The organism is Pseudonocardia sp. 73-21, from assembly GCF_001899645.1.
Lineage (GTDB): Bacteria > Actinomycetota > Actinomycetes > Mycobacteriales > Pseudonocardiaceae > Pseudonocardia.
Map to the genome: position 1 here is coordinate 117,534 of NZ_MKVV01000014.1, position 12,509 is coordinate 130,042.

General features: G+C 75.0%; 9 protein-coding genes, 2 pseudogenes and 2 riboswitches. Of the genes and pseudogenes, 3 read left to right on the forward strand and 8 right to left on the reverse strand.

From position 1 onward, the window contains the following. Positions 1-4 precede the first annotated feature (4 nt). The gene (cobI, locus tag BGP03_RS02455) at positions 5-757 is read right to left on the reverse strand and encodes a precorrin-2 C(20)-methyltransferase (protein ID WP_296370726.1); all 753 of its coding nucleotides are present in this window, start codon (positions 755-757) and stop codon (positions 5-7) included. Further along, on the reverse strand, positions 754-4,497 hold the full coding sequence (cobN, locus tag BGP03_RS02460) for a cobaltochelatase subunit CobN (RefSeq protein WP_298799666.1): 3,744 nt from the start codon (positions 4,495-4,497) through the stop codon (positions 754-756). The genes cobI and cobN overlap by 4 nt, the downstream gene beginning before the upstream one ends. Before the next feature lie 50 nt (positions 4,498-4,547). Continuing rightward, positions 4,548-4,697, reverse strand: a riboswitch (cobalamin riboswitch). A gap of 127 nt (positions 4,698-4,824) precedes the next feature. Between cobN and BGP03_RS02465 the strand changes: the two genes are divergently transcribed. From BGP03_RS02465 to BGP03_RS02475, 3 genes are read left to right on the forward strand one after another with little or no spacing between them, the layout of a single operon-like run. Then, positions 4,825-5,436 carry a hypothetical protein gene (locus BGP03_RS02465; RefSeq protein WP_298799665.1) on the forward strand — a complete coding sequence of 204 codons (612 nt, stop codon included), beginning with the start codon at positions 4,825-4,827 and terminating at the stop codon, positions 5,434-5,436. Then, on the forward strand, positions 5,433-6,482 hold the full coding sequence (locus tag BGP03_RS02470) for a hypothetical protein (protein WP_298799663.1): 1,050 nt from the start codon (positions 5,433-5,435) through the stop codon (positions 6,480-6,482). The genes BGP03_RS02465 and BGP03_RS02470 overlap by 4 nt, the downstream gene beginning before the upstream one ends. Before the next feature lie 35 nt (positions 6,483-6,517). After that, a complete protein-coding gene (locus BGP03_RS02475) occupies positions 6,518-8,149 on the forward strand; it encodes a serine/threonine-protein kinase (RefSeq protein WP_298799662.1) in 1,632 nt (543 codons plus the stop codon). Here the strand turns inward: BGP03_RS02475 and BGP03_RS35710 are convergent. The 6 genes and pseudogenes from BGP03_RS35710 to BGP03_RS02500 all read right to left on the reverse strand — a co-directional run bounded on the left by BGP03_RS35710 (position 8,074) and on the right by BGP03_RS02500 (position 12,320). Next, a pseudogene (locus BGP03_RS35710) lies at positions 8,074-8,672 on the reverse strand (hypothetical protein). The gene BGP03_RS02475 and the pseudogene BGP03_RS35710 sit on opposite strands and share 76 nt — an antisense overlap. A 76-nt stretch (positions 8,673-8,748) precedes the next feature. Continuing rightward, positions 8,749-8,964: pseudogene (locus tag BGP03_RS35715) on the reverse strand (tetrahydrofolate dehydrogenase/cyclohydrolase catalytic domain-containing protein); the annotation flags it as partial. Then, positions 8,961-9,590, reverse strand: a complete 630-nt coding sequence (locus BGP03_RS02485; protein ID WP_298799660.1) for a cyclodeaminase/cyclohydrolase family protein — start codon at positions 9,588-9,590, stop codon at positions 8,961-8,963. The pseudogene BGP03_RS35715 and the gene BGP03_RS02485, both read right to left, overlap by 4 nt. A gap of 57 nt (positions 9,591-9,647) precedes the next feature. Further along, the gene (cobA, locus tag BGP03_RS02490; RefSeq protein ID WP_296370733.1) at positions 9,648-10,862 is read right to left on the reverse strand and encodes a uroporphyrinogen-III C-methyltransferase; all 1,215 of its coding nucleotides are present in this window, start codon (positions 10,860-10,862) and stop codon (positions 9,648-9,650) included. After that, entirely contained in the window at positions 10,855-11,748 is an 894-nt protein-coding gene (locus BGP03_RS02495; protein WP_298799659.1) for a sirohydrochlorin chelatase, read from the reverse strand. Before BGP03_RS02495 ends, cobA begins: the two co-directional genes overlap by 8 nt. Beyond that, positions 11,745-12,320, reverse strand: a complete 576-nt coding sequence (locus BGP03_RS02500; RefSeq protein ID WP_298799658.1) for a precorrin-8X methylmutase — start codon at positions 12,318-12,320, stop codon at positions 11,745-11,747. The genes BGP03_RS02495 and BGP03_RS02500 overlap by 4 nt, the downstream gene beginning before the upstream one ends. A gap of 38 nt (positions 12,321-12,358) precedes the next feature. Beyond that, positions 12,359-12,477: riboswitch (cobalamin riboswitch) on the reverse strand. Positions 12,478-12,509: the final 32 nt, after the last annotated feature.

Consider the following 12,509-nt stretch of genomic DNA (forward strand, 5'->3'; position numbering starts at 1 on the left):
GCAGTCAGCGCAGTCCATGGCCGCGGCCCTCGCGTCGTGGGGGGACGATCAGCGTCGAGAGGTACGGGCCTCTGCCCATCGGGTCCAGGTCCGCGGCACGGCGGATGTCCTCGTCCGGCAGGCCCAGCGCCGCGCCGTAGACCGCGCCGGCCATGCGGCCGGTGTCGCGCAGGGCGGCGAGGGTCTCCGGGAGCATGCGCCCGAACTTGTAGGCCACCACCGCGTCACCGCGGCCCAGGGCCTCGCGGAACCGCTCCGGGCCGGCCGTCATGGGGAACAGCGAGAGCGTCTCGCGGCCCTCCACCAGCGACGTCCCGCTGCGGGCGGCGAGATCCTGCATCGCGGTGATGCCCGGGATCAGCTCCACCGTCAGCTCCCCCACCTGCTCGCGGACCGTCGCCGCGAGGTAGGTGAAAGTGGAGTAGACGCACGGGTCGCCGATGGTCGCGAACGCGGCCGTGCCGCCGGGGTGCTCGGCGAACCAGGCCGCCACCTGGGCCGCGGCGTCGTCCCAGGCCCGCTCACGGCGGGCGGTGTGCTCGCGGTCGTGCAGCGCGAACACGACGCGCTCGATGCGCCAGGCCTCGGCGTAGAACAGCGCGGTCTGCTCGGCGCGGCCGGTCTCGGGTGGGTGGGAATTGTCGCTGTCGCCGACCGGGACGAACACCACGTCGGCCTTGGCCAGCAGGTTCGCGGCCTTGACGGTGACGAGGTCGGGGTCGCCCGGGCCCATCCCGACCCCCACGAGAGTGCTCACGACTCGCCCTCCAGATCGCCTTCGAGCTCCAGGTAGGTCTGCTTGAGCCGGTCGAGCACGGCGTCGTCGGGCTTGGCCCACATCCCGCGGTCGGCCGCCTCGAGCAGCCGCTCGGTGACCCCGCTCAGCGCCCACGGGTTGGACTTCTCCATGAACGCGCGGTTGGTCTCGTCGAACACGTAGCTCTCGGCGAGCTGGGCGTACATCCAGTCGTCGACGACGCCGGCCGTCGCGTCGTAGCCGAAGAGGTAGTCGACGGTGGCGGCGAGCTCGAACGCGCCCTTGTAGCCGTGGCGCTGCATCGCCGCGATCCACTTCGGGTTGACCACGCGCGCCCGGAACACCCGCTTGGTCTCCTCGGCGAGCGTGCGGGTCTTCACCGCGTCGGTGACGGCCGAGTCGCCGACGTAGGCGGCGGGCGTACGGCCGGTGAGCGCGCGGACCGTGGCGACCATCCCGCCGTGGTACTGGAAGTAGTCGTCGGAGTCGACGATGTCGTGCTCGCGGGTGTCCTGGTTCTTCGCCGCGACCGCGATGCGCCGGAAGGACTGCTCCATGTCCGCGCGCGCCTCCCGCCCGTCGAGGCCGCGGCCGTAGGCGTAGCCGCCCCAGACCGCGTAGACCTCGGCGAGGTCGGCGTCGCTGCGCCAGTTCCGGGCGTCGATCAGCGGGAGCAACCCGGCCCCGTACGCACCGGGCTTGGAGCCGAAGATCCGTGCGGTGGCCCGGCGGCGGTCGCCGTGGGTGGCGACGTCCTCCTCCACGTGCGCGCGCAGGTAGTTCACCTCGGAGGGCTCGTCCAGCTCGGCGACCGCCGCGAACGCGTCGTCCAGCAGCGTGATGACGTGCGGGAACGCGTCGCGGAAGAACCCCGATATGCGCACGGTGACGTCGATGCGGGGCCGCCCCAGCCCGGCGGCCGGCACGATCTCGAAGCCGGTGACGCGCCGCGAGGCCTCGTCCCAGACCGGACGCGTACCGATGAGCGCGAGGATCTCGGCGAGGTCGTCGCCCTGGGTGCGCATGGCGGAGGTGCCCCACACCGTGAGCCCGACCGAGCGTGGGTATTCCCCGGTGTCGGCGACGTGCCGGGCGATGAGCGAGTCGGCCAGCATCGACCCGATCTCCCACGCGCTGCGCGACGGGATCGCCTTCGGGTCGACGGAGTAGAAGTTGCGGCCGGTCGGCAGCACGTTGACCAGCCCGCGCGTCGGCGAGCCGGACGGCCCGGCGGGCACGTACCCGCCGTCGAGGGCGTGCAGCACGCCGGAGATCTCGTCGGTGGTGCGCCCGAGCCGCGGCACGACCTCCGCGCACCCGAACTCCAGCACGGCGACGACGTCCGGGACGGCCTCGCCGAGCAGCTCGGCACACACGGCCGCACCACCGGCCCACCCCCGCTCCTGCACGGCGAGGACGAGCGCGCGTGCGACCCCCTCGAGCACGTCGACGAGATCAGCACCGGTGCGGGAAGGCCCCGGAGCGAGGGCGACAAGCCGCGCGAGGCGCCCACCACCGGGGTCAGGAAAGCCACTCTGCTGTCCTGAGACGTCCGTAAAGTGGCTTTCCTGACCCTCTGGCACCACGGCGCCGGGGTCCCGGAGGAGAGCCTGCTCGTCCAGGCCCGCCCACTCCGCCAGCGCACCGCGGAGGCCCGGGAGCGCCTTGCGGCCGCCCCAGACCTGGCTCGCGCGCAGGATGCTCAGCACCAGGTTGACCTGCGCCTCCCCCTCCGGCACCCCGCCGAGGATGTGCAGGCCGTCGCGGATCTGGACGTCCTTGACCTCGCACAGGTAGCCGTCGATGTGCAGCACGAAGTCGTCGAAGTCCTGCTCGCCGGGCTGGCCGTCCACGTGCAGGTCGTGGTGCAGCTGCGCGGCCTGCACGACCTCCCAGATGCGGGCGCGCAGGGCGGGGAGCTTGGCGGGGTCCATCGCCTGGACCGTCGCGTACTCGTCGAGGAGCTGCTCCAGCTTGGCCATCTCGCCGTAGGTGTCGGCGCGGGCCATCGGTGGGACGAGGTGGTCGACCACCACGGCGTGGCCGCGGCGCTTGGCCTGCGTGCCCTCGCCCGGGTCGTTGACGATGAACGGGTACACCAGCGGCAGCTCGCCCAGCACGGCGTCGGGCGCGCACTCCGCGGAGAGGCCCAACCCCTTGCCGGGCAGCCACTCGAGGGTGCCGTGCTTGCCCAGGTGCACCACCGCGTCGGCGCCGAAGGAGCCATTCTCTGATGTCTCAGCGAGCCAGCGGTAGGCCGCGAGGTAGTGGTGCGACGGCGGCAGGTCGGGATCGTGGTAGATCGCGATCGGGTTCTCCCCGAAACCGCGCGGCGGCTGGATCATCAGCATCACGTTGCCGAAGGTGAGCGACGCCAGCACGATGTCGGTCCCGTCGACGTAGAGGGAACCGGGGGCCGGCCCCCAGTGCTCCAGGATCCCGTCGGTCAGCGCGGACGGCAGCGCCGCGAACCACCGCTCGTAGTCCTCCAGCGCCACCCGCGCGGGCGCCGCCGAGAGCTGCTCCTCGGTCAGCCACTCGACGTCGTGCCCGCCCGCCGCGATGAGCGTGTGGATCAGCTCGTCGGAGTCCTGCGGGAACTCCCCCACCGCGTAGCCCGCGTCGCGCAGGGCGTTGAGCAGCACCACGGCCGACGCCGGGGTGTCGAGCCCGACGGCGTTGCCGACGCGCGAGTGCTTGGTCGGGTAGCTCGACAGCACGATGGCCAGCCGACGGTCGGCGACGGGCTTGCGTCGCAGCGACGCGTGCCGCACCGCGAGGCCCGCCAGCCGGGCCGCGCGCTCGGGGTCGGCGCGGTAGACGGGCAGGTCGTCGCCCGGTTCGGTCTCCTTGAACGAGAACGGCACGGTGATCAGCCGGCCGTCGAACTCGGGAATGGCCACCTGCATCGCGGCGTCCATCGGCGACAGCGCCGCGTCGGAGTCGGCCCAGGTCGCGCGCGAGGTGGTGAGGCACAGGCCCTGCAGCACCGGCACGTCGAGGGTGGCCAGCGCACCGGCGTCCCAGGCGTCCTCCTCGCCCCCGGCGGACGCCGACGACGCGACGGTGCCGCCGGCCGCGAGCACGGTCGCCACCAGGGCGTCGGCCGAGCCCAGCAGCGCCATCAGATCCGACGACGCCCCCCGCAGCGACCCGCAGAACACCGGCAGCGCGTTGGCCCCGCGGGCCTCGATCGCGTCGCACAAGGTGTCGACGAACGCGGTGTTGCCGCTCAGGGCGTGGGCCCGGTAGAAGACGACGCCCACGGTGGGCCGGTCCGGGTCCTGCACGCGGGAGCCGTGCACCCCGAACTCGGGCGTGGGGGCGGGCGCGGCGAAGCCCTCACCGGTGAGCAGCACCGTGTCGGACAGGAACCGGTGCAGCTCGCGCAGGTTGTCGGTGCCCCCGGCCGCGAGGTAGGCCAGCGCCTCCGACGCGACGCCCGCGGGCACGCTGGAGGCGGCCATCAACTCGGCGTCGGGCGAGGCCTCCCCGCCCAGCAGCACCACCGGCAGCCCCGACGCCACGAGCGCGTCGACGCCGACGGGCCAGGCGCGCCGCCCGCCGAGCAGCCGCAGCACCACCACGGACACACCGTCGAGCAGCGCGGGCAGGCCGTCGGGCTCGACGCGCGCGGGGTTGGCGGTGCGCCACAGCGCTCCGGACGACCGGGCGGCCAGCAGCTCCGTGTCGGCTGTGCTGAGCAGAAGGATGGGGGACAGCAGCAGGACAGGCGTCATCCGTGTTCTCCTCGAGGGTCCGCGCCCTCTGCTCGGGGGTACCGCGACGGCAGCGAGTCTCCTGGCTCCCGGATCAGCTGCGGCCGCCCGACCTTCCCGCTCTCGCGGTGGTCACGAACACGGGCGTCACATCCCCGGTGACAGTGGCGGGACCGCGTCGGACTCACACCGACTTCCTCCACTGCCGTCGCCCAGAACTGGACCACACGGCCCCACCCGGGGTCAACGCGGCAGGGAGCCGAGGTTTGCCGATCACGTCACTTCGGGAACCAGGGGGCAACGGTTCACTCGAACGAGTGTGCCTTCCATCACACAGAGAGGTGACCGGTGGGAACCACAACGATCGTCCTGATCGTCGTCATCGTGCTGCTGGTGATCGCCCTCGCGGTCGCCGGCGTGCTGCTGTCGCGCCGTCGACGTTCCGAGCACCTGCAGGAGCACTACGGCCCCGAGTACGAGCGGACGCTGGCCGAGACCGGCGACCGCCGGGCCACCGAGGCCGCGCTCACCGAGCGTGAGCAGCGGCACCGCGAGCTCGACGTCCGCGACCTGAGCGCCGACGAGCGCGACCACTACGCGTCGTCCTGGACGACGATCCAGCGCGGGTTCGTCGACGACCCGGTGCAGGCGGTGCACCACGCCGACGGGCTCGTCGTGGAGATCATGCGGACCCGCGGCTACCCGGTGGACGACTTCGAGCGCCGCGCCGAGGACCTCTCGGTCGAGCACCCGCAGGTGGTGCAGCAGTACCGCGACGCCCGCTCCATCCACGAGGCGACGCAGAACGGCACGGCCGACACCGAGCAGCAGCGCCACGCCGTCACGTCCTACCGCGCACTGATCGACACCCTGCTGGGCCACGACACCCGCACCGGCGACGGCGGCGCCGTGAACGGCCGTCACGCCCAGAACCCGACCACCGAGGAGCGCACGCGATGAGCCACCCCCACCAGCCCGACGAGCACGGCCGTACCACCGGAGGGGTCCGGGGCGCGATCAACGACCTCCTGGGCCGCGGCGACAACGCCGACCGCACCGACCGCGACCGCACCGCCGATGACCGCACCGCCGAATCCGAGCGCCCCGAGCAGGAACGGTCCGGCGCCGGCGCCGATGCCGGTCTCCCGACCGGGGCCCGGTTCGACGGGCAGCCCACCGAGGGCCGGCCCGCTGCCGACCCGCGACCGACCGGACAGGCCCCGGCCGAGGCGCCCACCGGCGCGCGGTTCGAGGGACAGCCTGCCGACGCGCGGGCCACGGCCGACCCGCGCGCCGCACAGCAGCCCCTCGACGCCTCGACCGGCGCCCGGTTCGACGACCGGTCCTCCCAGCAGCAGCCCGACGACCACCGGCGCAGCGGTGGAGCGGGCGTCGTCGGCGCCGCCGCTCCCGGCCAGCACGGCCTCGGCGACCCCGCGGACACCACCCCCGGTAGCGCTCGGCACACCGACATGGGCGCCGACGGTCCCGGGTACACCGCACCGGCCGGCGCGCGCACCGTGGACGTCGGGCGTGCGGACGCCGACCGCGCCGGCGTCGACCGTTCGAGCGCCGACCCGGCGGCGGCCACCGGCCCGGTGGCGACCGACCGGACCGCGGGCGACCACACCGCACTCCACGACGGCAGCGGGAGCCCCGCCGGTGCGGCCGCCACCACCCCGGCCGGATCGGGCGCGGGCGCCGTCGCGCAGACCTCCCAGGGGGAGGACTCGTCGGGCCGCGAGCGGCTCGTGAGCACCGAGCGCGCCGAGTCCTACGGCTCCCGCTGGGACGCGGTCAAGGGCCAGTTCGTCGACGAGCCGCGCAAGGCGGTCGCCGACGCCGATGCGCTGGTGGGCGAGCTGCTCGACGAGCTGCAGACGCTGTTCACCGAGCAGCGCAAGGGCATCGAGCGGAGCATGGCCGCCGACGAGACCTCGACCGAGGACATGCGGCTGGCCCTGCGCCGCTACCGCAGCTTCTTCGACCGGTTGCTGTCCATCTGACTGATACCGGCCACCGGGGTGCCTAGACTGCCCCGGTGGCCGATCACCCCGACCTCGGCGTCCCCGGGTTGACCAACGCCGTCGAGATCGGGCGCGGCGGCTTCGGCACCGTCTACTCCGCCGACGAGCCGGAGTTCGGCCGCGCGGTCGCCGTCAAGGTGCTGCGGGAGCGCCTGGGCGGTGACGACGTGCGCCGCGCGTTCGCGCGCGAGTGCCAGGCGATGGGGTCGCTGTCGGGCCACCCCAACATCGTCGGGGTCCACCGCGGCGGGGCCACCACGGCCGGGCACCCCTACATCGTGATGGACGTCATGACGGGCGGGTCGCTCGCCGACCGGCTCGAGCGCGACGGGCCGCTGCCCTGGGCGGAGGTGCTCGACCGCGCGGTGTCGGTGGCCGGCGCCCTGGAGACGGCGCACCGCGCGGGCGTGCTGCACCTCGACCTCAAGCCCGCCAACCTCTTCGTCTCCCGCTACGGCGAGACCACGCTCGGCGACTTCGGGATCTCCCGGATGCCCGGCGTCACGTCCAGCGTCGAGGGCCGGGTGCGCGCCAGCGCCGCCTACGCCGCTCCGGAACGGCTGCTCGACGGGGTCGCGTCGGTCGGCACCGACCTCTACGGCCTGGGGGCCACGCTGTTCGCGCTGCTCACCGGCCGTCCCGCGTTCGTCGGCGCGTCGGACGAGGACGCGGTGGCCACCGTGGCGCGCGTGGTCCGCGACCCGCTGCCCGACCTGCGCGCGCGGGGCATCCCCGACCCGGTCGCCCTCATCGTGGAACGGTTGATGGCCAAGGCCCCCGAGGGCCGGTTCGGCTCCGCCGCCGAGGTGATCGGTGAGCTGCAGCGGGCGCAGCACGTCACCGGGCGGCCGGTGACCCGCGCGGTCGTCGAGGGCGCCGACCCGCGCCACGGCGACACCGCCACCAGGGCCGCGCCCCCGGTCGCCCCTCCGCCGCGCCCCGTGGTGCAGAGCCTCGCCCCGCCGCCCGAGTACGCGCCGGTCACCTCCCACGGGCCGGTGTTCCCGCCCCTGCCGCCCTCGCCGCTGCCCCGCGGCGGCACGATGGTCGCCACGCCGCTGCCCCCGCCCCCGCGTCCGTCCCGGCGGCCGCTGGTGCTCGCACTGGTGGCCGCGGTGGTCGTGGTCGCGCTGGGCGTCACCGGCGGGGTGTTCCTGCTCGACCGGCGCACGACGAACGGGGGCACGTCCACCCCCACGTTCGATGCCGCGGCCACCACGGCACCGCCGGCCCCGACCACCGCGGCGGCCGCCGGCCTCGTCGCCCTCGCGCCCGGGATCACCCACCCGGCCACCGACGAGGTGCGGGCCGTGCTCGCCGGCTACGTCTCCGGCATCGACGACAAGCGCTACGCCGACGCGTTCGCCTACTTCAGCCCCGCCTCGGACCCGGCCAGGGGCGGGTTGGCGAAGTGGACGCACGGCCAGTCCACCACCGCCATCAGGGACCCGGTGATCACGGCCGTCCGCGACACGGGAGCCGACCGCGTCGAGGTGGACATGACGTTCACCAGCACCCAGGACGCGACGTACGGCCCGAGTGGGCAGACCTGCACGAACTGGCGGCTCGCCTACGACATGCAGGGCCCGGGCCCCGGCTGGCTGATCCGCCGCGCCCGCACGCTCGCGCCTCCCGCGGCCTGCTGAGCACCCCGTGCCGCAGCCACCGTGTTCCGGATCAACCAGACATCCGTGACGGGCCCGATGCCGCCCGGCACCGGCGTCACGGCGCGGGCGATGGGCGCGACGGCCTCGGTGTCCACGCCGCCGACAAGGTGGATCTGGCCGTCGGCGCCGGTCACCGGGTTGATGCCGACGTCGAGCACGACGACTCCGGGAGCGACGTGCTCGGCGCCGATCAGCCCGGTACGCCCGCGGCGACGACCAGCACGTCGGCGCTCCGCGACAGCTCGGCCAGGCGGCCGGTGCGGCTGGCCCACTCGTCGCACGACAGCACCGTGGCCTGCCGGGCGAACGCCAGCGCGACGGCGGGCCTGCCGACGTTGTTGGAGCGCCCGACCACCGCGATCGTGGAGCGGCGGTAGAACGCGGTGCGGTCCTCGCCGACCTCGTCGAGCCAGCCGTCGAGGACGTGGAACACCGCAGCCGGGGTGGACGGCACGAACCGCGGCGTGCCCAGCGCGAGCAGGCCGGCGTTCTCCGGGTGCACGGACTCGATGTCGGTGGCGGGGTCCAGCGCCCGGAAGACCGCGCCCTCGTCGATGTGGGACCCGTTCCACGGACTCCTGGTCGGCGGACGCGTCGAGGACGTAGTGGCGGTACGCGACGCCCAGCTCCGCGGCGACCCGGCGCAGCCGGTGCTCGTAGGCCCTCGCCGCGTAGTCGTCGCCGACCAGCACGGTGGCCAGGCCGCAGGGCCCGTCGAGCTCGGCCAGCTCGGCGCGGACCTCGTCCTTGAGCCGCTTGGCGACGGCACGGCCGTCGACGAGGTGGGCCGTCATTCCGCGTTCTCCGCGACCGGTGCCGGGACGGTGGTCGGCGAGATCCGATCGGCCCGGTCCTGCGCGGCGGCGGCGTACGCCCGCGCGCGGTCGGTCCGCGGATCCGCGCCGACGTTGACGGCCACGAGCTCCGCGGCCGTCCGCGCGGCGGCCCCGGCCAGCAGCACCGCGGCGACGGCGTCCCCGCGCAGGTTCGGGTTGCCCCCGTCCACCAGCGGCACGGCCAGGTCCGACACCGCCGCGGCGAGCGCGGCGATCTCCCCCGGGACGGCGGCGGCCCCGTCGCGCGCGGACTCGACGGCGCAGGCCCGGCCCGGGTCGTCACGCGGGAGGCGCAGCGCGGCCAGGAACGCCGCGTAGGCCGTCGCGTCGGCGTCGGCCAGCACGGCGGCCCGCTCCCGCAACCCGTCCGCCTCGCCGACGACGGACCGCCGCCCGTCGGCGCCCGGCTCCCCGGCCCCGACGTCACCGTCCGGGAGCGCGAACCGCGCGGCCATGCCCGTCAGCGCCGCGGCGAGGGCGGTGGCCACCGCGGCGACCGCTCCGCCCCCGGGCGCGGACGTCCGCGCCGCCACGGCGCCGAGCAGCTCACGCACGCTCAGGTCGAGAATCGATGCCTCCGGCATCCGGCTCCTCCGGTCGGTGATCGTCGCCCGCACGCCCCGTTCGCGTCCGGGCGCACGTCAGGTGGCGCTCGCGGGGATCTCCAACCCTGCCACCCGGCCCACGACGATGATCGCGGGCGGGCTGATCTCGTGCTCGCGCACCACGTCCGCCACGGTGGCGAGCGTGGCGCGGACGCTGCGCTGGATGCGCATGGTGCCGTCCTGGACCACGGCGACGGGGGTGTCGGCGGGGCGGCCGCCGTCCATCAGGGCGGTGGCGAACGCTCCCACCCGCTCCACGGCCATCAGCAGCACGACGGTGCCGCGCAGGCGGCCCAGCGCCGGCCAGTCCACGAGCGAGCGGGGGTCGTCGGGCGCGACGTGGCCGGAGACGACGACGATCTCGTGCGCCACGCCGCGGTGCGACACGGGCACGTCGGCGACGGCCGGCGCGGCGAACGCGCTGGTCACCCCGGGGACGACGGTGACCGCGACGCCCGCTTCCGCGCACGCCTGCACCTCCTCGAACCCGCGCCCGAACACGTACGGGTCGCCGCCCTTGAGGCGCACCACGAACTTCCCGGCGCGCGCGTGCTCGATGAGCAGCTCGTTGATCCGGGCCTGGTTCATCGCCCGCCCGTAGGGGATCTTGGACGCGTCGACGACCTCGACGTGCGGGCCGAGCTGGTCGAGCAGGTCGCGCGGCCCGAGCCGGTCGGTGACCACGACGTCGGCGCGGGCGAGCAGCCGCCGGCCGCGCACGGTGATCAGCTCGGGGTCGCCCGGGCCGCCCCCGACGAGCGCGACCCCGGGGTGGGCCGCCTCGGCGGAGTCGTCGACGAGCCCGGTCTGCAGGGCCTCGACGAGCGCGGTGCGCACCGCGGCGGAGCGGCGGGGCCGGCGACCGGCGAGCACCCCGACGGTGAGCCCGTCGTGGTGGCCGACGGCGGGCGTCACCGCGCTGCCCTCGGGGGCCTCGTCGGCACGCACGCAGAAGACCCGTGCCCGCTCGGCCTCGGCGCCGACCGCGGCGTTGACGGCCGGGGAGTCGGTGCAGGCGATCGCGTACCAGGCGCCGTCGAGGTCGCCGTCGGTGTAGGCGCGGGCGGTCCAGGTGAGCTCGCGTGCGGTGGCCATGCCCTCCACGGCCGGGGTCACGTCGGGCGCCACGACCTCGACGTCCGCGCCCGCGGCGAGCAGCCCGGTGAGCCGGCGTTGCGCGACCGTGCCGCCGCCGACGACCACGACGCGGCGGCCGACGAGGTCCAGGCCGACGAGATACGGATCAGGCATGGGCGTGACCGTGGCCGCGCCCGTGCCCGTGCCCGTGGGCAGGGTCATCCGGGTGGTGGTGCGGGGTCTGCGGGGCGCCGAGCTTGTCCTCGAACCCGGGCAGCAGCACGCGGTAGGCGCAGGTGTCGCAGTTCATCCGGATGTCGCCGTGCAGCGCCTCCCGGTAGCGCTCGACGACGAGCCCGGCCAGCGCGTCGGTGTCGCCGAGGTAGCCGGCGGTGCGGACATCGACGTCGTCGTGCGACGCGCCGAACGCGTTCGCCTGGTCGACGACCCGGCGCGGCAGCACGCCGTCGAAGAGGAAGTACGGGGCCACGACCACCCGGGTCGCGCCCAGAGCGCGGCAGCGCGCCAGGCCCGTCGTGACGTCGGGGCGGGCGAGCGAGACGAACGCGGGCTCGACGAAGTCGTAGCCGCGGCCCTCCTGCAGCAGCCGCGCGACCTTGCAGACCTCGGCGTTGGCGTCCGGGTCGGTGGAGCCGCGCCCGACCAGCAGCACCGCGGTGCCCTCCGCCGGCGCGACCTCCGCGATGCGGGTCGCGAGGATCTCCTGCAGCACCGGGTGCGGTCCGAGCGGGCGGCCGAAGACGTAGGAGGTGCCCGGCCCGCGGCGCACCTCGCGCTCCAGCGCGGCGGGGATGTCGCCCTTCGCGTGCCCGGCCCCGACCAGCACCATCGGGACGGCGGCGCGGTGGGTGTGGCCGCGCCCGGTCAGCCGCTCCCAGGCCTCGTGCACCGTGGGCTGCGACAGCTCGATGAACCCGCCGTCGACGTCGACGTCCTCCGCGGCGAGCAGGCGCCGCAGCCGGTCGGTGAAGGCGACGAACTCGGCCACCCCCGCCGCGTCGACGGTGCCGTGGCCGGCGAGCATGAGAGGGGGGTTCACGGGTTTTCCTCGCTGTAGAGCAGGGCGTTGGCGGCGGCGGCCGCCGCGGCGGCCCCCCCGCGTTCGGAACGGTTGGAGACGGCCGGCAGGCCCGAGGCCCGCAGGGCGGCCTTGGCGGCGACGGAACCGACGAAGCCGACGGGGAGGCCGATCACCAGCGGTGTCGTGACACCACACCGGATCAGCTCGACGAGAGCCGTGGGGGCGTTGCCGACCACCCAGACGGCGCCGTCGGGATGTGCTGCGGCGGCCGCGCGGATGCCGGCGGCGGAGCGGGTGAGGCCGTCGACCGCCTCGGCCAGGTCGAGCGCGACGATCGTGGGCCGGCTGGTGATCCCGACCGCCACCATCCGCACGTCGGTGATCAGCGGCGCCCCCGCCCGCAGCGCGGCCCGGCCGGCGCGCAGGGCGTCCTCGTCGCAGACGAGGTCGCCGGCCCAGCTCGGGTCGGCGCTGGTGTGCACCACGCGCTCGACGACGGCGCGCGTCAACGGGGGTAGGTCGGTGGTGTCGAGCCGCGTACGCAGGATCGCGTAGGACTCGATCTCGATGGGGTGCACGCTCGTGCGCACGCTCTCTCCTGCCCGGGTGTCCTCGCCCGGAGTGGGGACGCTGGTCAACGGGCGACGCGAGGTCTGGCTCCCCCGTGCGGGGTCACAGTGGCGGGACCGCCCCGGAGTCACACCGGGTTCCCGCGTAGCCGATCGGAGCGAGCATAACCTGCGCGGACACGCGGTACCCCGGCCCGCGACCGACCTCAC

Excerpts from the sequence above, each read along its gene's own strand:
- cobN (WP_298799666.1), bottom strand. The coding sequence starts at position 4,497 with ATGACGCCTGTCCTGCTGCTGTCCCCCATCCTTCTGCTCAGCACAGCC.
- BGP03_RS02470 (WP_298799663.1), top strand. The coding sequence starts at position 5,433 with ATGAGCCACCCCCACCAGCCCGACGAGCACGGCCGTACCACCGGAGGG.
- BGP03_RS02485 (WP_298799660.1), bottom strand. The coding sequence starts at position 9,590 with ATGCCGGAGGCATCGATTCTCGACCTGAGCGTGCGTGAGCTGCTCGGC.
- cobA (WP_296370733.1), bottom strand. The coding sequence starts at position 10,862 with ATGCCTGATCCGTATCTCGTCGGCCTGGACCTCGTCGGCCGCCGCGTC.